At 38.0% G+C, this 23,509-nt stretch carries 23 protein-coding genes; all 23 read left to right on the forward strand.

The window, feature by feature from the left end; translation table 11 throughout:
- The first annotated feature begins 12 nt into the window (after positions 1–12).
- Complete coding sequence (locus BFL01S_RS06025; RefSeq protein ID WP_061785156.1) at positions 13–321, forward strand: P27 family phage terminase small subunit; 309 nt, start codon at positions 13–15, stop codon at positions 319–321.
- On the forward strand, positions 318–1,940 hold the full coding sequence (locus BFL01S_RS06030) for a terminase TerL endonuclease subunit (protein WP_061785157.1): 1,623 nt from the start codon (positions 318–320) through the stop codon (positions 1,938–1,940). Before BFL01S_RS06025 ends, BFL01S_RS06030 begins: the two co-directional genes overlap by 4 nt.
- Positions 1,941–2,037: 97 nt before the next feature.
- Positions 2,038–2,811 (forward strand): DNA-methyltransferase, encoded by a 774-nt coding sequence (locus tag BFL01S_RS06035; RefSeq protein WP_061785158.1) that lies wholly within the window; start codon positions 2,038–2,040, stop codon positions 2,809–2,811.
- Between the two features lie 21 nt (positions 2,812–2,832).
- On the forward strand, positions 2,833–3,996 hold the full coding sequence (locus BFL01S_RS06040) for a phage portal protein (RefSeq protein ID WP_144593860.1): 1,164 nt from the start codon (positions 2,833–2,835) through the stop codon (positions 3,994–3,996).
- Positions 3,980–4,756 (forward strand): head maturation protease, ClpP-related, encoded by a 777-nt coding sequence (locus BFL01S_RS06045; RefSeq protein ID WP_061785159.1) that lies wholly within the window; start codon positions 3,980–3,982, stop codon positions 4,754–4,756. Before BFL01S_RS06040 ends, BFL01S_RS06045 begins: the two co-directional genes overlap by 17 nt.
- A 17-nt stretch (positions 4,757–4,773) precedes the next feature.
- Positions 4,774–5,931: a phage major capsid protein gene (locus tag BFL01S_RS06050; RefSeq protein ID WP_061785160.1), complete on the forward strand. Its 1,158-nt coding sequence runs from the start codon at positions 4,774–4,776 to the stop codon at positions 5,929–5,931.
- 41 nt (positions 5,932–5,972) lie between these two features.
- Positions 5,973–6,248: a hypothetical protein gene (locus BFL01S_RS06055; RefSeq protein WP_061785174.1), complete on the forward strand. Its 276-nt coding sequence runs from the start codon at positions 5,973–5,975 to the stop codon at positions 6,246–6,248.
- Complete coding sequence (locus tag BFL01S_RS06060; RefSeq protein WP_061785161.1) at positions 6,241–6,612, forward strand: hypothetical protein; 372 nt, start codon at positions 6,241–6,243, stop codon at positions 6,610–6,612. Before BFL01S_RS06055 ends, BFL01S_RS06060 begins: the two co-directional genes overlap by 8 nt.
- Complete coding sequence (locus BFL01S_RS06065) at positions 6,609–7,001, forward strand: HK97-gp10 family putative phage morphogenesis protein (RefSeq protein WP_061785162.1); 393 nt, start codon at positions 6,609–6,611, stop codon at positions 6,999–7,001. Before BFL01S_RS06060 ends, BFL01S_RS06065 begins: the two co-directional genes overlap by 4 nt.
- The gene (locus BFL01S_RS06070) at positions 7,001–7,378 is read left to right on the forward strand and encodes a hypothetical protein (protein WP_061785163.1); all 378 of its coding nucleotides are present in this window, start codon (positions 7,001–7,003) and stop codon (positions 7,376–7,378) included. Before BFL01S_RS06065 ends, BFL01S_RS06070 begins: the two co-directional genes overlap by 1 nt.
- A gap of 14 nt (positions 7,379–7,392) precedes the next feature.
- On the forward strand, positions 7,393–8,007 hold the full coding sequence (locus BFL01S_RS06075) for a major tail protein (RefSeq protein ID WP_061785164.1): 615 nt from the start codon (positions 7,393–7,395) through the stop codon (positions 8,005–8,007).
- An 11-nt stretch (positions 8,008–8,018) separates the two neighbouring features.
- A complete protein-coding gene (locus BFL01S_RS06080; protein WP_313958285.1) occupies positions 8,019–8,207 on the forward strand; it encodes a hypothetical protein in 189 nt (62 codons plus the stop codon).
- A gap of 55 nt (positions 8,208–8,262) precedes the next feature.
- Positions 8,263–8,613 carry a phage tail assembly chaperone G gene (gene gpG / locus BFL01S_RS06085; RefSeq protein ID WP_025906991.1) on the forward strand — a complete coding sequence of 117 codons (351 nt, stop codon included), beginning with the start codon at positions 8,263–8,265 and terminating at the stop codon, positions 8,611–8,613.
- A gap of 17 nt (positions 8,614–8,630) precedes the next feature.
- Positions 8,631–8,792: a phage tail assembly chaperone GT gene (gpGT, locus tag BFL01S_RS20345; RefSeq protein ID WP_153301196.1), complete on the forward strand. Its 162-nt coding sequence runs from the start codon at positions 8,631–8,633 to the stop codon at positions 8,790–8,792.
- Positions 8,793–8,878: 86 nt separating this feature from the next.
- Positions 8,879–12,487, forward strand: coding sequence for a hypothetical protein (locus tag BFL01S_RS06090; protein WP_061785166.1), 3,609 nt, complete (start codon positions 8,879–8,881; stop codon positions 12,485–12,487).
- A gap of 11 nt (positions 12,488–12,498) precedes the next feature.
- Positions 12,499–13,938: a distal tail protein Dit gene (locus tag BFL01S_RS06095; protein ID WP_061785167.1), complete on the forward strand. Its 1,440-nt coding sequence runs from the start codon at positions 12,499–12,501 to the stop codon at positions 13,936–13,938.
- Complete coding sequence (locus BFL01S_RS06100; RefSeq protein ID WP_061785168.1) at positions 13,935–19,478, forward strand: phage tail spike protein; 5,544 nt, start codon at positions 13,935–13,937, stop codon at positions 19,476–19,478. The genes BFL01S_RS06095 and BFL01S_RS06100 overlap by 4 nt, the downstream gene beginning before the upstream one ends.
- A 60-nt stretch (positions 19,479–19,538) precedes the next feature.
- On the forward strand, positions 19,539–19,826 hold the full coding sequence (locus tag BFL01S_RS06105; RefSeq protein WP_061785169.1) for a hypothetical protein: 288 nt from the start codon (positions 19,539–19,541) through the stop codon (positions 19,824–19,826).
- 78 nt (positions 19,827–19,904) lie between these two features.
- Complete coding sequence (locus BFL01S_RS06110; RefSeq protein ID WP_061785170.1) at positions 19,905–20,270, forward strand: hypothetical protein; 366 nt, start codon at positions 19,905–19,907, stop codon at positions 20,268–20,270.
- 63 nt (positions 20,271–20,333) lie between these two features.
- Positions 20,334–20,555 carry a BhlA/UviB family holin-like peptide gene (locus BFL01S_RS06115; RefSeq protein WP_025906981.1) on the forward strand — a complete coding sequence of 74 codons (222 nt, stop codon included), beginning with the start codon at positions 20,334–20,336 and terminating at the stop codon, positions 20,553–20,555.
- Between the two features lie 55 nt (positions 20,556–20,610).
- Positions 20,611–21,639, forward strand: coding sequence for a peptidoglycan-binding protein (locus BFL01S_RS20985; RefSeq protein WP_061785171.1), 1,029 nt, complete (start codon positions 20,611–20,613; stop codon positions 21,637–21,639).
- A gap of 198 nt (positions 21,640–21,837) precedes the next feature.
- Positions 21,838–22,446, forward strand: a complete 609-nt coding sequence (locus BFL01S_RS06125; RefSeq protein ID WP_061785172.1) for a hypothetical protein — start codon at positions 21,838–21,840, stop codon at positions 22,444–22,446.
- 500 nt (positions 22,447–22,946) lie between these two features.
- The coding region (locus BFL01S_RS06130; RefSeq protein ID WP_169799842.1) for an Abi family protein at positions 22,947–23,509 on the forward strand (563 nt) is incomplete at its 3' end.

Raw genomic sequence — 23,509 nt, forward strand, 5'->3', positions numbered from 1 at the left:
AGGAGGGAGGGCATGGGCAAGACGACTATTAGGAAATCGTTATTGGAGCAGCTTGAAAATAGAGGTTTTTCTGGAGAAGTCTATAGAGATTTAGTCAATGATTATATGAATCTCTGGGACAACAAAAACGCTTTGCAAAAGGATATTAAAGAAAGAGGCGTTGTTTTTAAAGACCGTTCTTCTGTAGGTGTTGAGATGTATAAAAACAATCCATCTGTTAAAGATCAATTAGCGGTGAACAAACAAATGCTGCAGATATTAAAGGACTTATCTTTAAATATTCCTGTAGAAGATGATGAAGATGAAGATGATCTAACATGATTAGAAATAAGTATGTGGACCAATACATTCAATCGTATCGAGATGGAAAGATTCTTTTAAATCAGGAGAGAATCGACTTAATTACCTATCTCGAAAAGTATGTTTTGACGCGAGACGATATTTACTTTGATGAAGAACAAATCGAAAACTATATAAAATTTAGTGAGAAATGGTACTTTAAATTAGATCCGTGGGAGAAATTTATTGCACCATTTATTTTTTTATATTTTAAAGAAGATGACGAATTGTTCTTTGAGGAATTTTTTATCACAATGGGCCGTGGTGGAGGGAAAAATGGTTTTATCTCTACACTCGCTCATTATTTTATTAGTCCATTGCATGGAATAAAAAATTATGATGTGTCAGTTGTTGCAAATAGCGAAGACCAGGCAGAAATGAGTTTTAAGGAAGTTTACAATGCAATTGATGAAAGTTCGTCTTTAAAGAAACAGTTTGCTTCAACGAAGCTGAAGATAACCGGAAATAAAACAAAAAGTGTTTTCCGTTTCCGTACATCGAATGCGGGCACCAAAGATGGTGGCCGTGAAGGTTGCGTTATTTATGATGAAATTCATGAGATGGTAGACCGAGAAATTGTCGATGTATTTTCTGGTGGTCTTGGTAAGGTTCGTAACCCGCGTGAATTTTTTATAGGAACAAATGGATTTGTTCGTGAAGGATTTTACGACAAGTTAATGCTTCGTTGTAAAGATGTGCTTAGCGGAGCTGATTTAGAAGATCGAATTTTTCCGTTTATTTGTAAGCTTGATGACAAAGAGGAAGTTAACAGTGAAGATATGTGGGAGAAAGCAAACCCTGCATTTGAAAAGCCTTTAACATCCAGAGCAAAGCGGTTAATGAACAAAGTCAGAAAACAATTCCGTAACAAAGATGGACGCGTTGCTTTTATGACAAAGCGGATGAACTTCCCAGAAAAAGATTTAACAAAGTCTGTTGCATCTTGGGAAGAGATTTTAGCTACTAACCGCCCATTTCCTGATCTATCACATCGTACATGTGTAGGTGGTCTTGATTTTGCCAGTATTAAAGACTTTGCAGCGGTTGGCTTGTTGTTTAAATTCGGTGAGGACTATATTTGGAAAACCCATTCCTTTGTTCGAAAGGGATTCTTAGATACGGTTAGCTTAAAGGTCCCAATAACTGAATGGGAAGAGGATGGGCTTTTAACGATTGTGGATGAGCCGGTTATTGATATACAACATATTGTAAACTGGTTCGTTGAGATGCGTGAACGATATGGTGTAACAACGATTGTAGCAGACACCTTCAGATTAGATTTAGTGAAATCAGCATTAGAGGCTGAGGGTTTTCATTTGCTGTATATACGAAACCCTAAAGCCATTCATTCCTTATTAGCTCCGCGTGTTGAAACATTATTTGCGAAGCGCCAGCTTATATTTGGTGACAACCCATTGATGCGCTGGTATACAAACAATGTATACGTACACATAAAAAAAGACGGAAACAAAGAGTATTTGAAGAAAGATGAGTTTAAACGTAAAACAGATGGATTCCAGGCATTCATTCATGCCTTATGGCAAGCAGATAATATCATTGTTGATGAAGCAGACTTTATATTAGGGGGAATTAAGTTTTAATAAAAACAAAAAAGAGGCTTGGTTTCCCAAAACCTCCCTATAGAAAAAAGCAAACAAACGTTCTTGTTAATTATATGCATAGGGGTGGAAAAAGTAAATGAATTTGCGTATCAACACGATTTACAACATGGATTGTTTGAAAGGAATGGAGTTACTACCAGACAAGTCTATCGACATGATTTTGTGTGATCTTCCGTACGGAACTACTAAGTGTAGTTGGGATGAGATTATTCCTTTCGGTAGACTTTGGGAACAATACGAGCGAATTATTAAAGATAATGGCGCTATTGTCTTAACTGCTAGCCAACCGTTTACAACGAAGCTCATCGCAAGTAATATTCGCTTGTTTCGCTATGAGTGGATATGGAAAAAAGGAAGACATTCTACAGGTTTTCCAAATGCAAACCGAATGCCTTTAAAAAACCATGAGAATATTTGTATATTTTATAAAAAGCTCCCTACTTACCATCCGCAAGGATTATTACCTTTAGTGAAAGCACGTAAGAAGTCGAGGAAAACAGTAAGCAGCATCTATGGTAAAAATGAGAAAAGCCTTTTAAATGACTACACACCTAAGTATACAAATTATCCAAAGAGTGTTTTAGATTTCCCTAGAGATAGCAAAACGTTTCACCCAACTCAAAAACCACTCACTCTTTTTGAGTATTTGATTAAAACATACACTAACCCTGGTGACGTGGTGTTGGATAATTGTATGGGGAGCTTTACAACAGCTGTAGCTTGTGACAACACCAAACGAAACTGGATCGGCTTTGAATTAGAAGAGGAATACTGCGAGAAAGGAATAGAGCGCATTAATAGCAACCGTGAACATCTAGGGCTTTCCCAAGTTGAAGTAATTAAAGTCTAAAGATTATGCAATGTAAAGGGGGTGAGGACAATTGGGTGGCTAGATGGGATTTTTAAACGAAATAGTGAACTTGGTTTTATGTTTGATGTGGAAATGTTTATTACAAAGGCAAACCGAGTTCACATGAAAAAGTTAGTTCTGGATACATGTATCGCATTTTTAGGCAGGACAATTAGTCAATCTGAATTTAGAGTGAAGAATGGTTCTTCCTATGTAAAAGACGAACTGTACTACCGGCTAAATGTCCGACCAAACAAGAACATGACAGCCAGTACGTTTTGGGAGACGTTTATTCATAAGCTTGTCTTTGATAATGAATGTTTAATTGTCCAATCGGATGACGGAGATCTTTTACTTGCAGATGACTTCCAACATATTGAGTATGCCGTATATGAGGATGTCTTTGTTAATGTCACCGTTAAAGAATATACGTTTCAGCGGAGCTTTAAACAGAACGAGGTCATTCATTTACGTTATCGAAACGAAAAGTTAACGCCTTTAATTGATAGCCTATTTACTGATTACGGAGATTTATTTGGGAGAATCTTAAATTCTCAAAAACGCAAAAATCAAATCCGCGGTACAGTAGATATGGATATGTTGGCTGCCAAGAGTCCACAGCATCAAGCAAAGCTACAAGAATTCATCGACAACATGTATAAAGCAGTTGGTGAAAAAGATGTAGCTATTATTCCTCAACAACCAGGATTTAAGTATGAGGAAAAGTCGAATGGAGGAAAAACCGGCCAAAGTGTTGATGAAATTAATAAAGTCACAAATGGTTTTTTCAATCAAGTAGCAATGGCGTTAGGGATTCCAACAAGCCTGGTGTATGGAGAGATGGCAGATGTGGAGAAGCAAACAAAAAATTATATGCTTTTTACCGTTAAACCTTTATTAAAAAAACTAGCGGATGAAGCAAATGTGAAGTTTTTTGAGAAAGACGAATATCTAGCTGGGCAAAAGATTGATATTAAATGCATTTCTTATCAAAGCATCTTCGACCTTGCTACAAGTATTGATAAGCTTATTTCTTCTAGTGCATTTACAGGAAATGAAATTCGTCAGGAGGTAGGTTATGACCCTTCCGATGATCCGAAGCTGGACAAGCATTATATTACGAAGAACTATGCTGAAATGAGTCACGATGAAGGAGGTGAGAAACAAAATGACAATGAACATTGATATTAAAGGGCCAATTATTTCTAACGATGAAGCTTGGATTTATGAGTGGTTTGAAATGGACGCTACAAGCCCGCGTATGATTATCGAGCAGTTGGAAAATGCAAATGGAGAAGATATTATTGTATCTATTAACAGCCCAGGCGGTTATGTAGATGACGGTTCAGAAATCTATACAGCTCTTAAAAACTATCCAGGATATGTAGAGACACATATTGTTGGTTTAGCTGCAAGCGCAGCTTCTTTCATTGGAACTGCAGGAGATAAAGTGTTAATTTCACCAACAGCTCAAATTATGATTCACAATGCGTCTATGGGGAACCGTGGTGATCATCGCTCAATGGATAAAGCTTCTGAAATGCTAAAAATCACAGATAGAGCCATTGTAAATGCGTATGTGTTGAAAACAGGTAAAGAGGAGCAGGAGCTATTAGACATGATGGCCAAAGAAACATGGATGGGTGCACAAGAAGCATTAGAGCATGGTTTTGTTGATGAAATTATGTTCACGAATCAGACATTTAAAGCAACAGCTTCAAGTGCTGTCACGGCAATGATTCCTCAACAAGTCATTGAGGGGTTTCGAAAAGGCAATATGAAAAAAGGACAAGGGATTACAAAAGAGGATTTACAAGCATCACTTGCTGATTTAAAGGCAGAAATCCTAAATGATTTACAGCTTAATAAAAGAAATGAACCGAAAGAGCCTACTCTTCCACCTGTTAACCAGAGGAAATTGAGTAAGCTCTTTTTAAATTTATAAAAATGGAGGAATCACCAATGACAATTAAATTTACGAATAAATCCGAAGCTCTTCAAAATGCAAAGACGAAGTTAACAGCTGCTCTTTCAAGTGAAAATAGCACAGAGCAAGAACAAACAGAAGCGTTTCAAAACTATTTTGATGCGCTGCAGCAAGAAGTAGCATCAAATATCAGTAAGCAAGTAAATAGCGAAATGCTAGATCGTTCAATTTTACAACAACGTGGCCAAAATGTTTTAACATCCGAGGAAACAAAGTTTTTTAATGCAGTTGTGCAAGACGGCGGATTCAAAGATGATTCTATTCTTCCAGAAACAACACAAGAGCGTATTTTTGAAGAACTAGTAACGGAACACCCTTTACTTGGTGCGCTTGGACTACAAGACTTAGGAGCTGTTACAAAGTTCATTTATTCAGATGCAACAAAAGCTTATGCTTGGGGCGAGTTGTTTGGAGATATCCGTGGGCAAGTCAATGCAGCATTTAGAGAAGAATCTATTGGTCAACTTAAATTAACAGCTTTTGCTGCTATTCCAAACGATATGTTAGAGTTGGGGCCAGTTTGGGTGGAACGTTTTGTTCGTACGGTTTTAATTGAATCGTACACAGTAGGTTTAGAGTTCGGTTTTGTAAATGGCGGTGGAGCTGTTGTTAGTCAACCAGTAGGATTAATGAAAAATGTTGACCCTACTACGGGTGCCATTACAACGAAAGAATCTTCTGGAACATTAACGTTTGCTCCTTCTCAATATGGCGAAACAGTAGCTGGCGAGCTGTATGAAGTGGTAAAAGCTCTTTCCACAAATGCAAAAGGAAAAGCTCGAAAAGTATTAAACAAAATTGTAATGGTTGTCAATCCAATTGATGCAATTGGTGTACAAGCACGAAATACCATTCAAACTGCTAATGGTCAGTGGGTAATGGCTTTACCGTATAACATTCAAGTCGTTGAGTCAGAAGAGGTACCGGTTGGTAAAGCGGTATTCTTTGTGAAAGGTGAATACTTAGCAGCTATTGCTGGTGGATATAAACTTAAAAAGTTCGACCAAACGTTAGCCATTGAAGATGCAACCTTGTACACAATTAAGCAATTTGCAAACGGAAAGCCGAAAGATAACAAAACAGCATTGGTGTATGATCTTAATATTTCATTCGATACGACACCAGCTGTATAAGGTATGAGGTGATGTAATTGGCCATCACAAATGAAATTCTAATGGAATTTAAAGAACGAAATCGACTAGGGAATCATGAGGATGCGAATTTAACGCGCATCCTTTCTGCTTCCGTTACAGCTTTAAAAAGAGTTTGTGGTGATTATGATATTGAACAAGACGAAGAGTTTAAGGAGCTTGTATTTGAGCGCTCTCGTTACGTTTACAATGATGCTTTAGAATACTTTAACGATAATTTCTTAACCGAGATTAATAGTTTAAGTGTTGATAAGGTGCTAGAAACAATGACATTGGAAGATGGTGAAGAGAATGCGTGAGTTTAAATACAAGCCACCACGTCTTCATAACGGAGAGTTACGGACACCTATTCTTTTTTATAGAAATAAACCGAATGTTGGCCCACTACCAGGAGAGTCAAAGGATGAAGAGGTCTTTCGTACATTTGGAAAAGTCGACCGTGTATGGCTAAAAGACTTAGAAATGGCCAAAGCAAACGGTACATTATCAGATGTCACCATTACCATTCGAGATCCATTGACTGAATACCGTCCATCTAATTTGCACTATATTGCGATTGACGAAATCGATTATCAAAATATCAAATACAACATTAAAAGTGTACAACCCAACCTTCAAGATAGGCGGTTTATTGATATTGTCGCAGGAGTGGCAAATGTATGAGTGTGAAGGTTACAGGCCTTAACCAGCTATTAAGTACCTTAGAGAAAAAATATGGACCGGCAGCTGTCCAACGTATCAGTGACCAGGCATTAAAAGAAGGAGCCAAAGCCTTTGTTCGTGAGTTAAAGCTGCAGTTTGAATTGTTTAAAGATACAGGAGGCTCCATCGAAGAGATTACCATATCGAAGCCAATGACGATTGCGGGTGCACGAACGATTAAAGTTCATTGGCGTGGCCCAAAAGGAAGGTATCGTATTATCCACTTAAATGAGTGGGGAACGGTTAAAAATCCTAACCCAAAAGGTAAAGGAGCTATTGCCAGAGCATTACGCAATGCTGAAAAAGCGTATCAAGCAGCGCTACTCAATGCAGTAAGGAGAGGATTGTAGTGCTTTATCAACTATACGATGCATTGCTAACAAGTCCTCTTATTCAGCAAAAGGTTGAGAATCGTATTAAGTTTTATGAGTATCCACCCACTGACAACATGGAGGGTGTATATATTGTCATTGATCCATTAGCAACACCGCGTCCCGGTGATTATGCGGATAATAAGCCGATGACTGATGAATATTTCTATCAAATTGAGGTCTGGTCACAATCTTTAGAGGATACACAGCGTGTAGCAAAAGAAGTACGAATCATTATGACAGAGGTAGTCGGTTTTTCTCCATATGGAGATGGGATAGATGAATATGAACCAGAAACAGCCATTTTTCGCGATGCCAGACGCTATATAGGCAAAGAATACATTGTTGAGATATAAAAGGAGTGGAATAAATGGTTACAAAAAAGAATTATAAATCATTCACTGGTTTAACAGAGTTTCATTACGGTGTATTAAATGAAGATGAAACAGGAATTGTAGAAACTTCACCCGAACGAATTGAATTCGCTCAAGAGATTTCAGTTGATACGCCACAAGAAATTACAAGAGCCTCTGGAGATAATAAAACAGCCGAATTGGCAGTGGCTAATGGGCCTATTTCTGTTGTGACGTCCTTTCATAAAGTGCCAATGGAGGATAAAATAAAAATCTTGGGGTTAAAGAAGGTTGGAAGTGGTGTAGCTTATACACCGAATATGACACCGCCTCACGTGGCTTGTGCGTTCGCTCGAACAGCTGAGGATGGTGGGACAGAATGGTTAGGGTTTGCAAAGGGGCTCTTCACGATGTCTTCTATTTCTGGTAAGTCAAAAGAAGATGGATCTATTGAGTTTTCAAAAGATGAAGTAAATGGCGAATTCATGCCAAGAAAAGTAGATGGCATCGAGGATGAAGATGAAGGAACAATGTTTGTTTTTTATGATGCGAAAGGGTCAACAACGAACAGAGATTTCTTATTCAATTTAATCTTTGGTAAACCTCATCCAGATGCAACACCTGAAGTATAAGGGAGGAATTGATGATGAGCAAAGTAAAGTATGAAGTCGTACAAAAGTTCAAAGATGTTCAAGATAACGGGAAAGTTTATCAAAGAGGAGACCGTTACCCAAAGCCTCTAAATAAAAAAGTAAGTGAAGAACGATTGAATGAGTTAGCTTCTACGAGCAATAAGTTAGGACAACCCGTTATTAAAGTCATTGGAGAATAGTCAAAGCTATTCTCTTTTTTATATAAAAAATAAAAACGTAAAGGATGGATACACAATGGCAAATTTAAAACGAAATACAATTGAGCTTGTAACCGATGTGAAAGAAGGAGAAATTATCACAGAAACCTTTCTGACACCACCATTTATTCCGTTATCGGTAGTCTATCAAGCAATGGATTTAGCTGCTGAGATGCAAAAAGTGAAAGCCGATAATGAAAAAGAATTGATTGATAAACTTGTAGATTTTGTCGCAAATGAAGTGTATAAAGGGAAATTCACGAAACAAAATCTGATTGACGGTTTACATGCACCACAAGCTGTTGAAACACTTCAAGCTCAAATTGCGTTCATTGCACGAGGTCAACAAACAGATGAAACAAAAAAGTTTTTGGCGAAGAAGAACTGAGTGATGAAGATTTCACATTGGAAAAGCAAAAGGATTACTTAGATAAATTAGTCCGTTCCCTCATGAAAGAAGGAAAAGACATCAACGAAGTATTAAATATGCCTTATCACTTTGTGTTAGACCTATTGGAAGAACAAAACAAGCCGCAACGAGGAAACTCTTTCTTCGAATTAATCTAACCTTATCTATAAAACAGTTCATGCCATGAAGACTTTCTATGTTTAGAGAGTCTTTTTTTATTGGCTTTATGAAGGGAGGGTGAACAATGGAAAGAGTTGAAGGTCTTGCGATAGGACTGAATTTAGACACCTTACAACTTGAGCGAGGATTAACTGGTTTAAAAGACAAACTAAAAACCGTAGATAGCGAAATGAAGGCCAACCTTTCCGCGTTTGATCGTGGTGATAAGTCGATTGAAAAATATGAAACGCGTGTCCAAGGTCTTAATAAAAAACTAGAAGTGCATAAACGTGTTGTCCAACAGGCGAAAGTTGAATATGAAAAGATGGTTCAAGAGCATGGAGAGGGTTCTAAACAAGCCGAAGCTGCAGCACGAACCTATAACAACCAAGCTGCCTCTTTAAACAACTTACAACGCTCTGTTACCCGTGCCGAAGCAGGCTTATTTGACTTAAAAGAAGAACAGCGACTGGCAACAAGCAATTGGGCTAAGTTCGGTCAAGAAACAGAAAAAGCAGGAGAAAAGCTGAACGGATTTGGTAGAAGTTTAACAGACATTGGTCAATCTATGAGTATGAGCATTACTGCTCCTGTACTTGGTGCGTTTGCAGCTGTTACGAAAGGAACAGAAGAACTGCGTGGGGATTTGGCTAAATTAGATGCGAATGCCTTTAGTTCAGGGTTTAATGTGGATGTCATGCGGAAAGAGTTAGAGAAAATCAATGCCATTGCACCAGATGTGAATGCGAATGTAGAAGGTCTTTCGAACTTAATGGCGACACCGTTTAGTGAACAAGGCCTTTCACAAGCTGTTGATTTATTATCTGGTGCTTCCATTAAATTCTCTGAAACACTTAAATTTGAGGGATTAGCTGATGGGTTACAAGAAACATTAGCAACCGGTGCAGCAATTGGGCCTTTTGCGGAGTTGCTTGAGCGTTCTGGCATTAACCTTGATACGTTTAACGCTGGTTTAACGGATGCCATTAAAAACGGAACAGAAGAGCAGTATGTGTTAAAAACGCTAGCTGATACAGGGCTTGGTGGTTTGAATGAAGAGTTCCGAAAAAACAACGAAGGATTGGTGGAGTCACGACAAGCTTCTATGCAGTTCCAGCAGTCCATTGCTGAGCTAGGGACGACGCTCACTCCAATTGCGACAGAAATCACACAAGGCATTACAGGTGTTGTCGATAAATTTAACAGCTTAGATAGTAGCACGCAAAATACCATTCTTGCATTTGCAGGAATAGCTGCTGTTATGGGGCCTGTTATCACATTTGGTGGCATGTTTACGATGATGCTGAGCAACATTGTATCGGGGATGGCTCCTGTCATAAGTAATATCTCAAAAGCTGGTGGTCTCTTAAAATGGTTACGGTTAGGTTTTACCGCCTTAACAGGACCAGTAGGTCTCACAATTGGAATAATCACGCTACTTGCCACCGGATTTATCGGACTCTATAAAAACTCAGAGACCTTTAGGAATGGTGTTACATCACTAGGATCCAAATTACAAGAGTTTGGCCAAAATGTGCTAAGTTTTCTAGCGCCAGCTATTGAGTCGGTAAAACAGTTTTTTCTTGAACAGTTTTCGGTGATTAAGCAATTTTGGCAGGACAACTCTTCGACAATTATTCAAGCACTCTCGAATGTAGGAATGATGGCGTCAAAAATCTTTCAAGGGATTTCTTCTGTCATCCAGTTTATCATGCCATTTATACTTGGAATCATCAAATCTGTTTGGGGGAATATCCAAGGAGTTATTTCCGGTTCACTAAATGTCTTGATGGGCCTAGTCAAAGTTTTTTCGGGTCTTTTCACTGGCGATTTCCGAAAAATGTGGGAAGGACTGAAACAGATTTTCTCTGGAGCCATTCAATTTATTTGGAACTTCATTCAACTAAACATGTTTGGGAAAATCCTTTCTTTTGGAAAAGTGTTTGCATCCAGCTTTAAAAATGTCTTTTCGGGCTTATGGACAAACGTAAAAACGATTTTTTCAACAGGCGTATCGAACGTGAAAAACTTCGCTGTTAATGGATTTAATAGTATGAAATCCAGTGTCGGTACTATCATGACCAATATGAAAACATCAGTATCCAAAGTATTTACGGATATTGTTGATGGAGCAAAAGCTCTTCCTGGAAAAATTGGTGATGGAATCAAGTCGATGGCTGGAAAAGTCGTCAGTGGCATTACTTCACTGAAAAACAAAATGGCCGAAACGCTTGGCGAAGGCGTCAATGGAGCCATTGGTGGTGTGAACTGGGTTTTAAAGAAAATTAATGTGAAGGAGCTTCCTCTTTGGCCGATTCCGCAATATGCCAAAGGGACAAATGGGCACCCCGGAGGACTTGCGGTACTAGGTGATGGGAAAATGAAAGAATTATTTGTGACACCTAGTGGCTATATGGGGCTGTCTCCAGACCGAGATACCTTAATGAACTTACCTAAAGGTACACACGTCTTTTCTGGACCACAAACAAAACAGTTGATGGATGAAGGTACGATACCTCAATATTCTGGAGGTACAGTTGGAAAGTGGTTTAAGAAGAAGGGACAACAACTTTCAGCTGGTGCTGGTAAATTGAAAGACAAAGCCGTTGATACGGCTCAAGCTGGTGCTCAAAAGGTGAAAGATGTAGCGCTTGATGTATGGTCATACCTTGATAATCCAAAAGAATTGATGAAACAGGTATTCGCAAAGTTTATTCCAAAGTTACCAAACATCGGTGGAGCATTTAATGATGTCATTGGCGGATCAGTGAAGAAGGTTAAAAGTGACTTTGTGGATTATATCAAGAAGAAAATGAAAGACTTAAATCCATTTGGTGGCGGAGCCAGTCCTAGTGGTAAGGGAGCAAAAGCATGGCGACCGGCTATTTTAGCAGCTGCAGCACGAATGAATGAATCTGTATCCGAAAAAGAGGTACAAGGTATTATTGCTCAGATTCACAGGGAGTCCGGTGGTAACGAGAAGATTGTTCAATCATCGGCTGTATGGGATATTAACACAGCCAACGGAAACCCAGCTCGTGGATTACTGCAGTACATTCCACAAACCTTTAATGCTTACAAGATGAAAGGACATGGGAATATCTATAGCGGATATGACCAACTCTTAGCATTTTTCAATAATACACGTTGGAGAACGGACCTTCCTTATGGAAAACGAGGCTGGGGACCTAGGGGAAAACGCAAATACAAAAACGGCACAAATTTTCATGTTGGTGGAAGTGCAATGTTGGGCGATGGGTGGGAGTATGAACCATTCTTGCTTCCAGATGGACGTTTAGGCCTTAGTCCCGATGTACCAACTGTTTTTAATAACTTACCTGCAGGTACAAAAGTATGGTCGAACATTCAAGACTTTGTGCAATCGACAAACCAAAGTCAAAAAACAGATGCCATGAAGTTACTTGCGTTAGTTGGGAAAAAGCTTGAGCAACAATCTTCTGCACCATCAAATAACGCTCAAACAAGCAACTATCAGCAATTAACAGACCATCCGTTCATTCAAAAGATTTTAGCTGTTTTGGAAGAACAAAGTGAGATTCTAAAAGCTATCGCAATGAAAGATCCAATTATCTCAGTTCTATTAAATAATAAAGAAGTAGCCAAAGCCATTTTTAAAGACGTAACAAAACTCCAGGATGAACACAAAGACATCAAGAGACGATTTAAGGGGTGATTTGTATAGGAATGATGTTTAATGGTGAACGTAAACCCTATCTAAAGGTATTGAAAGGAAGGGAGCGTCCGGCTTGGGCGCCTCTGAAACGAAATTTATTAACAGTTCCGAATCGACCAGGTGCACTTCCTAAAAGCACCGATGTCGAACCTAGACCACTAGCTGTTCCTATTGTCATTAAAGGAGTAGATTTAGCAGACTTGCAAAAAATCAAAGAGGACTTAGCCGCATGGCTTGTGACGGATGAGCCATGTCCTTTGATTTTTGACGATGAACCAGACCGTATTTATTACGCTTACGTTGACCAAAGTATTGATTTTGAGGAAATCGTAAAGCTAGGGATGGGAACGCTGAATTTTATTTGTCCAGATCCTTATAAATACTCAAGTGTTTCTAAATATCAGCATTCCATCATTTCTGAAGGTATGTCACTTGTTACACCTTTAAATAAAGGGACAGTCAAAGTAAAGCCTATCTTTGAGATACAAGTTGACAATGACTATACACATATTGATATTTCAAATGGTGATCAAATTAATCGTATTGGTCGGATTGTGAATCTTGAAGAGTATGCTGCAGCTCGTGAAGAACTGATTTTAAATGATAAGTTAACCACAGCACTTGGTTGGGCCAAAACAGAAGGGTCAGTTAATATCGATGGACGAGCTACGGGTGACATGAAATCAGACGGTTATCGATTTATCGCTGAAAACTTCGGAACTATGTCAGAGGGCTGGCATGGGCCTTTTTATAAAAAGACATTAGGCCAAACCTTAACGGACTTTCGATTAGAGGCAATACTTGAGCTATTAAATACAGGAGAGGACAAGTTTGGGAAGGTTGAAGTGTATCTCTTAGATAACAACAACCTTCCTGTTTGTTCAGTCACTATAAAAGATGTTGATTCCGCAGGGAAGCGCATTTATGCGAATGTTCGACTAGGTGGCGGTGACATTGGCTTTAAAGATGTCATTAGTACACATGGTGAACAAGAGAGCACTTTTTGGAACTTCTACGGTATGCTTCGAATTGAAAAAGTAGGAGAACGATGGACAGGCTATGTAGCTAAAATTAATAAAGAGACAGGTCAACACACAGCTCGTGCATTTGAATTGTTTCATGATCGTGAAAACCAGTTTTTACGACAACCAACCCAAATTGGCATTTATATTGCACAATACGGCACCCGAAAGGTGCCTTCTTTGCGTGCGGATGATGTTCGAGTCTATAAAATGAATTCGTTAACGGAAAATCAAATTCCGTATGTTGTGCGTGCTGGTGATGTTGTAACCTTTGATCATCAAAGTGAAAACATTTTAATTAATGGCGAGTCACGTATGGATTTAAAAGCGTTTGGCGGTGAGTTTTTCCACCTTGAACGCGGTGATAATGTCATTGTGACAAGTCCAGCACTACCAACAAAAGCCATGTGGAGGGAGCGATTTAGATGATTCATGTGTTAAACAGCCAATCAGATCATATCGTTGCCTTTTTAAGTTATGGCTTAGAAGCAGCTACACACACAAGAAACAGTAATTTAGAAGAAGTTCTCACCTTTTCCTGGCCAGCTATTGATGAAAAGGCAGCTTTTATCCTGCAGCGCAACAGAGCTGTCATTGAGGATGAGGACGGCCAATATCGAGAGTTTATTATTGATGCTGCAGAAAAAGACGGTGATGTACTAGAAGTTACAGCAACCGCCTCTTATTTAGATTTAAAGAAAGCCAAAGCCATTGCACCTATTACCTTAACGGGCCAAACAGCAGCGACAGCTACCTCGTATGTATTAGCCGGCACAGAATGGGAGCCCGGGGTTATTGAGCATGCTGGTGTGCGGAAGGTTGTCTTTGATAAGCACATTAATCCTTATCTAGCTTTACAACAACTTGCCTCAGAGTTTGGTTTAGAGCTTGTGTTTCGTGTTGAAATTAGTGGCAACCGCATTGTTCGTCGTGTTGTTGATTTAGTGACTCGTGTTGGGCGTTTTAAAGGGAAAGAAATTGTCTTCGGTAAAGACCTACTAGGGCTAGTTCGAAAAGAAAAGTCAGATGAGATTGTCACAGCACTTTTATGTCTTGGGCCAGAAAAAGAAGACGGTACGCGTATAACGACGACTGTCGAAGATGAAGAAGCACGGCAACGCTGGGGGCGTAATAACCAGCATCTATGGGACATTTATGAGCCGGAGTCTTCTGACCAAGATATGACGGTTGAACGGCTCAAATCGCTCGGTGAAACTGCTTTAAAAAAACGCATTAATAGTGTTGTAGAATATGAGATTTCACAAGGTGATTTAGAGTCTATTCCTGGTTATGAACATGAGCAATTTCGCTTTGGTGATACGGTCCGTATTAAAGACCTTCACTATAAGCCCCCTTTGTATATGGAAGCACGTACGATATCTGTTGAACGTGATTTACTAGATCCATCTGAAAAAGAGCATGTTCTTGGTGAATTCATCGAATACACTGAGCGTGACGTATTAGCCGAATTTGATGATTTTAAGAAGAATATGCGTATACGTATTATCAAACAACCAACGCCTCCACAGGGGGCTTACAACGTTCTCTGGGTGGATACCTCACGACCAGTTCATGTGTTGCATACATGGGATGGGGTGCAATGGCGCAAAGTCACGCCAACAGAAGCCAGTGAGGTCGGTGCTGAAACGCCTCAAGGTGCTCAAGAGAAAGCAGATAACAGTCGTGATGAAGCAAAAGAGTACACGGATGGTAAAGTGGTTGAAATTGGAGAAACCATTGAACAGGTTCAACAAGACGTATTTAACCGAGAACGTGTGATTAAAAGGCAACCGACTGAACCTGTTAATCCTCTATACGGAGACTTATGGGTGGATACAAGTGATCCATTACAACCCATGTACATGTGGAATGGCACAGAATGGCGTGCACTTGGTCCAACAAATGCAGATGAAATGGGTGCAGTCCTAAAAGAAGAATACGAGCAAAAGGTTCAAGAAATCATTGCGGATCTAGCCAATAAGGTACCAAATGAAAATTACTCTTCAACAGTCCAAGAGATTATGAGTTCACTAAATGGAAAAGCTGGTTTAGAGTATGTGAACGGTCAACTTTCTTCAAAAGTAAATGCAGGAACCGTTTATACCAAAACAGAAGTTGACAACGCATTGAATAGCCGTGTATTAAAGACCACTTATGAAACAGACAAAACGGGTATTGTGCAGCGTTTAGACAGTAGTGAAAACCGGTTAACAGTTAATGAAAAAGAGATTGGGTTACGTGCAAAGCAACAGGCTTTAGATACTGTGTCCCAACGTGTAACATCAGCTGAACAAGCTATCGTGTTGCAAGATGGAAAAATTGAGCTCATGGTAGAAAAAGAAACATTTAACAACCTAAAAGGAACAGTTGAGAGCTATGGTACACGTATTACACAGGCAGAAAGCAATATCAACCTAAAAGCAGAAAAGACAGCTTTAACTACAACCAATCAGAACGTTTCAAACGCTTTGCAGTCCATTACAAATCTTCAGACGGAAATCGACTTAGCATATGAACAAATTGCGTTACGAGCGAAACAAACCGACTTTAACACATTGTCAAATCAAGTTTCTAGTCACCAAGCTCAATTAACCGTACACGCTAATGAAATTGCTTCAAGAGTGACACAAGATCAATTTAATGCTCTTTCGATTGGTGTACGTAACCTGGTCTTAAACTCGACTTTTAACAAAGGTTGGGATAATTGGACAGGTGTAAGTGGCGGGTTTTCTATTGTGAGCGCTGAGGCAGATAAGCCTTTAAGTAAGATAGCAAAAGTTACTGCTTCGGGACTTTCAACAATCTCTATAAAGTCAGCTTATGCAAACACTTTCCTTGCGAAGAAGGGTGATACTATTACAGTATCAATGGATATAAAGGTTAATGACTTTAATCAATATGATGAAAAGAAGCCTTTTATATTCGAGTTATTAGATATTAATAGAAACCGTGTTGAATATAAAGATGTTTCGCTAACTGATATGAATATTACTTCATTGCCTAACAATGAATGGGTTAGGGTTGTATATGTTCATAAAGTCCAAAATAGCTCTGTTGTTTACGGTAGAGTAAGATTGTCTTTATTTAAAAATGGAACAGTATTTTACCGAGAAATTAAAGCGGAATATGGAAATAAAAACACTAGCTGGACAGAAGCTCCAGAAGATGTTGACGAAAAGATTAATGGCTTAGATGGACGTATCTCGACAGCAGAAACAACTATCAGCCAAACAGCTACTGAGATTAAGAGTCTTGCAAAAAAGAGTGAATTAGATACTGTAAGTGGTCGCCTGGATACAGCAGAGAGCACGATTAGCCAGCAAGCTGCAGCTATTGCTCAACGTGTAACATCATCTACATTCACACAAGAAATTACAAATACGAAATCGTATGCTGACAGTAGCGCTCAAACAAAGGCAAACACGGCAGAAACAAACGCCAAAAATCATGCGAATACAAAAGCTAGTACAGCCGAAGCAAATGCCAAAAGTTACACAGACGGAAAAATCAACACAGTAAATACAAGGCTTACAAGTGCAGAGAGTTTAATTACTCAACAAGCCAATGAAATTGCTTCGAGAGTAACGAAAACCGAATTTGAGAGTCTTTCTATTGGTGGTCGTAACATTGTCAAAGGGACTTCAAATGAATTTAAAACAGCAACCTTTGGTGGATGGGACTATTACTTTACTGATCAGCTACTACACTGGTCAAAAGGTGACGTAATAACGGGGAGAATCTATTTAAAACCAGGTAAATATGAAGCATCCATTATGATTCATATAAGATATACAAATGGAACATACAATCAATATCGAGGCAATGTTATTGCAGCTGGCTCAGAGGGTTATTCAATAGTAACCCTAACAATACCTAATCGAGACGATATTTCTTATATTCAATACTCAATTAGGCATAGTTCTGGGTCAAACCCATCAAATACTGTTCAATATAAAGAGGCTAAGATAGAAAAAGGAAGTAGACCGACAGACTGGACACCAGCTCCAGAAGATATAGATGCACAAATCAATAGCGTAAGTGCAAGGGTATCGACAGCAGAATCAACTATCACACAACAAGCTGGTTTAATCGCTCAAAAGGTTTCTACAACTGATTTTAATGGCAATACCATTGCCTCTAAATTAGTTCAGACATCTTCGGCTTTAGATTTAATTGCTCAAAATTTAAATTTAACCGGATTAGTGACGTTCAGCACGTTTAATAGTGATGTCCAAAGTAAAATTACTGCTGGAACAACAGCTAAGTCTACGCTTGACTCAAAAGCAAGTATCTGGGATGCGAAAGAAACCACAAGCGGAGCGCAAACGAAAGCGGATGCTGCTAGAAATAGTGCAATTGCTGCAGCTGCAAGTGATGCATCCACAAAAGCTAGTAATGCAGAAGCAAATGCTAAGAATTATGCCAGTTCAGCTGTTAGTACAGTGAACGATTGGCGAGTAAGTGGTAAAACCACGATAAATGGTGGAAAGATTGAAACTAATACAATTACTGTACGTCAAATTGCTGTTGGAGATTTTACGAATTTGTGGCCTAATCAGAACTTAGATCCTAAAATCGGCAGTTTTGGTTTGCCAGCTATTATGAATGATACACATAACTATTATTCCATTCCTCTTAGTAGTCGTGACCACATTGCTCATGATATACCTATACACATGATAGCTGGTGATGAGTTTTTAATTACAGCAGATGTGTATCGATATAAAGGTAGTAGAAGCTTGCAAGCTGGTTTTTGGGAAGGAAAACCCGATGGGAGTAATACTTCCAGTCCATGGCGAATGAATTCATGGGAAACACCTGCTCCTTATCAGCAATGGACTTCTGTGGCATGGCATCATAAAGTAACGGATTCCACGACATTTCAAGGGAAACCATACTTTCAAATTGACCAACCCTCCAGTGGTGGAGATACAGGCTATATGATTCAAAATATAAAAATCATTCGCAAACACACTGGAAAAATGGTGGTTAACGGTACAATCTCAGCCGAAAAATTAAACGTTAATAATCTTTCTTCAATTTCTGCTAACTTAGGGGTTGTAACAGCTGGAGAACTACGAAGTGTTATCATCCGAGCGTCTACCTTTGATACCTTGAGTGGGAGTGTTATTAATATTGGCAGTGGTGGTGCTGGTATTGATTTATATGACGGTTCATTCCGTCTAAAACAATCAGCTGGACATTATTACTCGATTAACAACTCAGGCCAGCATATCTTCTGGCAGGGGTCAGATCCATTTATTCGTATTCAGAAAACACAAGACTCTGATTCTAACCCTGCTGTTCAAGGGGCCAGAGCGCAGCTTGTCTTTTTAAAAGACCGAACGGCTGTATATGCTCGTAATGCAGCCAATACGGATTATGCTGATTTTGCTGCGAATGAGTTCCGAGCGATTGGAAAGTATGTCAGCATTGTGAATGGTAATTTAGAGTCTACAACAGGCTATATAGCTGTCACAGCAGCTACTGAAAACACAGGCTCTACACAGCATATTTATTTGCGTCCGAGTGGTTCGGGTAGTGTGCACGTACTTAGAAATACAAGTTTTAACATTGATAGTAGTAGTCCAGATTACCGACCAATTATTGTGCAAACAGTGGGTACACGTTCAACGTCTCTTTCAAAGACGAATATTCGAGAAGTAGATTTCAAAGCAACCTCTTTGTTAAAAGATGTGGACGTACATGAATACCACACTATTTCTGATGTCGTTGGTGGTAATTACTTTGATAAGAAAATAGGGTTCATCACGGAAATGACACCTGCTCTTATGAAGTTTGAAAACAACATTGATTTGTATACAACACTGGCTCTTGTGTGGAAACAAAACCAAGAACAGCAAGAGGAAATTGAACGATTAGAAAAAGAGAAAAACGATATACACGATGTGTTAGGTGTCTTAATCCAAGAAATTGACGCATTAAAAAAAGCTGTTTCTGCAGCATAAAGGAGTCCCTTGTAGGGGCTCTTTTTTATACCCATAAACGAAAAAAGGTGGAATTTAATCATGGAACAAAACCAAACAAATCAAACACAAGCGGTACAAGTTAATTCTGATTTAATCATTCAGCAATACCAAGAAGAACAGTTTCGCTTGAATACAGAGTTAATGAAGTACAAAGCGTACTCTCGACAGCTAGAAGGAACTGTTATCCAACTAGATCAAGAAGTAAAAGCTGCAGAAGAGCGTCACCAGAATCAAGTGAAAGAAACAAATAAATTCAAAGATCAGTTAAAAAAGCAGCAAACAAATAATCGTAACAATACAAAACAACATGGCCAATCCAAGCGCTAAATAAATGTGTTTGAATGCGTCTATAACTATGCTGATGACGTTAAACTGCATAAGACCTAATCAAGGTGGAATGCAACAATGGAAGTACAAGTGAAAATGATTAACGGATTAAACTTTGAAACGATTATCGAGGAGTATAACGCACAAATTTTAGCCGAAACATTAAACAATCAAGAGTATTCAATGGTCATTATTGGTGACGTTATTGCACAACGTTATTCAGTTGTTCGCGTTATGACAAAAGTAGAGAATCCAGAGGCGAATGTTGAGATTACGTTAAACGATAATACGGTTATCAAAGTGTATGTAGAAAATTATAACCCTCTAGACGTCTTACAAAGCATTAATAGCGCTGGTGGTGGAATGGTGGCTATTGGTGAAGCTGTGTTACAAGCTTCTCAAATTGTGCGGATTATGCGTATTAAACAAACAACAGTAGTTTAATAGATAACAAATAAAAAGAGGGGCTATTGCCTCTCTTTATTTTTATAAAAGGGTGGGGTAATTATGTTTGAAGAGCAAGTTTGGAATACACTTCTTCAAAATGGGCCATTTGCAGCATTATTTATTTGGTTATTATTTAAGGTTACAAAGGAATCAAAAGAGCGTGAAGATCGTTTAATGAGTCATGTGGAGCGTACCACAGATACGTTGCAACGTATTGAACAAAGTGTGACAGGTATGCAAGATGAGATTAAAGATATTCGTGAACAAATAGAAGGTCAATAAGTCACTGTCTCTGCAGTGGCTTTTTATATACCTAAAAACAAGGAGGAGAAAGAGAATGACTTATAAATTTCAACAGTTACCACAATTGGTTGATAAGCGAGGAAAACTACCAAGCAAAGGTTCTTACAATAAACGTGCGAAAGGGGTTAAATCCATTACAACTCGTGTGTGGCACCATTCTTTAACAAAGTTATCTGCAGGTGGCTCAAACATTGTTGCCTTTGCTAACTTCCACGTTGGAACAAACGGCTGGCCAGAAATTGCATATCACCTAATTATTGATCCAAAAACAATCATCAATGGAAAAGCTGCTATTTATTATTGTGTGGACATCAGCAAACGAAGCTATCATGTGGGGAACAGCAACACAATTGGTCTTGGTATTTGTGTAATTGGAGACTACCGTACAGATAAACTAAGCCAAGAAACAATTGCATCTATTACTGATTTGCGAAATACCTTAATTAAAGACGGCATCGGTAAATATGATAAGTCTCACAATGAAATGCCAGGTTACAGTTGGAAAGCATGTTGTGTATATGACTATAACAAAGCATTTAAAGATATTTTAGAAACAATTGCACCTGGAGCAACTCAAAAGCCTTCATCGCCACCAGATTTATATACAATTCAAGAAGGAGATACATTTTGGTCAATTGCTGAAAAAGATGGACCGGCAGGAATTACAGTCGATGATTTAATTGTTGCTAATCCTGGTGTAGCGCCAATTAAATTAAAAGTTGGTCAAACAATTAAGCTCGGACAAGCGCAGTATTGTTACACACCGAAACCAGGAACTCTTAAACAGCCACAATCTACTTATCGATACCCATTACCTTCAGGAGTACTTAAAAAGTGCGCACGGGGAGAATCTGTACGTCAATTACAAGCAGCTTTAGCTGCAGTTCACTTCTATCCAAATAAAAATGCAAAAAATAATGGTGTTGATGGCATCTATGGTAATGACACAGAAGATGCAGTAAGACGTTTTCAAAGCGTTTATGTACTTGGACAAATAGATGGAATTTATGGGCCGAGGACGAAAAGTAAATTACAAGCTGTTTTAAAATCAAACGGTCAATAAAAAAGTTTTAATTATCTATTTTGTTTTAACAATATATTTTTATGCTCTTTATTTAATTTTAAAAGATGTTGAACATTTGGTTATAGTAGAAAAAATATAATAATAGGAATTTATTTCTATAAATATTGTAAAATAAACTAATATATTGTATTGTTTACTTGTATTAACATTATAATCTAATATAGAAAAGGGGATTTTATGAAACGTTTTAAAATGTTAATGTTTTTGTCAGTTTTTGGTGCTATCTTTGCTGTATCAAGTATTTCTGCTAATGCGAGCGAAGTTTCTACAGATGAAGGTGATTTAGAAATTTTATTTAGTGAAGAGGTAGAAAGCGAAATTGAAGAAAATATGGAACCTGTTAGCATAGAAAATCCAACCTCAACATATGTTACTGAAGATGGTATAGTGGTTGAGAGAACATTAACTGTAGAAGATGTCGAACCAGATTCAAATCAATTCACTACTTTCAGTTCTCTTTATAGGGAAGTAAATATTGGTTATACAGATAAGCGAATGTTAAATACAATTAGCCAAGCAACTCTTAAGGGGCAATGGACCGTAGGACTAGATAGATATCAAACTTCAGCAACCATTAAAAAATGGAACTATTATAACATATCTATAACTAATGGTAAGTATACAAACAAAAAAACGACAATTCCGAAGCCAAAAGGAAATCCAGCACAAGCTGTTGGAACTGCCACAATGACTTCAGCTAATACTCCAACATCTAATACCCATGATACGCGTTGGACAGTTAATATTAAGCCAAATGGATCTGTAACATCTAGTTTTATAAAATAAAAGCAGGTGATTAGCTATGGCAGATTTTATTTATAACAATTTTTTTTTAGTAATTATTGTTTTGATTGTTCTATTAATTATTGTATTTAAAATTCGAAAAAATTAAACAGTAAGTTGGAGTATAAGAAAATATGGAATTTCACAGAATTTATTATCTTTTCGTTAAGTATATTTATTAGTGAAGTTGTTGTTCTATTGTTACCTCTTATGACAATGGGAAAGGAAATTCACTACAATATGCATTTACCTGGACAAGTAGATGGTGTGTATGGACCTAACACAAAGTCCAAACTACAGGCGGTGTTAAAATCTAAGATTATTATATGAATAAAAAAGAAATCTCCCCTCTTGCAATTAAGGAAAGTCATGATATAATGATGATAATATATGAATTGGGCTAGTTATAGCTAGGGGAAAACCTTCTAATTTTGAATTAGGAGGTTTTTTTCTTTTGGTTATCAGATTATAACTATTGATCATGAAATTATACCGTAGTATAATTGAAAGAAAAAACGAATATAGGTGATTTCATGGAGAGGCCCTTTAGAACTTTAGACGAGCAGATTAAAATTTTAATAGGTAGAAAGTTAGTTATTGATGACATTGAAGGAGCCAAATTTCTATTAACTAAGCATGGCTATTATTCTATCATTAATGGTTATAAAGATATTTTCCTTAAAGTAAAAACAAGCCTTACAGAAGATGATTGTTTTAAAGAAAATGTTAATTTTAATGAAATCATTAACCTTTATCGCTTTGATGTAGAAGTAAGAAATTCGATTTTATCAGCTTTAGAGAACATTGAAAGCACACTTCAAACTAACATTGCTTATATTCTTTCAGACAAATACGGAGATAAGCAACAAGATTATCTTCGTCCATCTAACTTTAGACTAGGACAACGAACTAGGAATGGTCGGATGCAAAGAGATGTATTATTAGAAAATTTAAAAGCTATATGTATTAAAGATCAGCATCCAATGAAACATTACCGTACTCGTTATGGTAATGTTCCTCCTTGGATTTTAGTTAAGGGTTTAACCTTTGGAAATATAATTTATAT

It is taken from the genome of Priestia flexa NBRC 15715 (genome assembly GCF_001591565.1).
GTDB lineage: Bacteria > Bacillota > Bacilli > Bacillales > Bacillaceae_H > Priestia > Priestia flexa.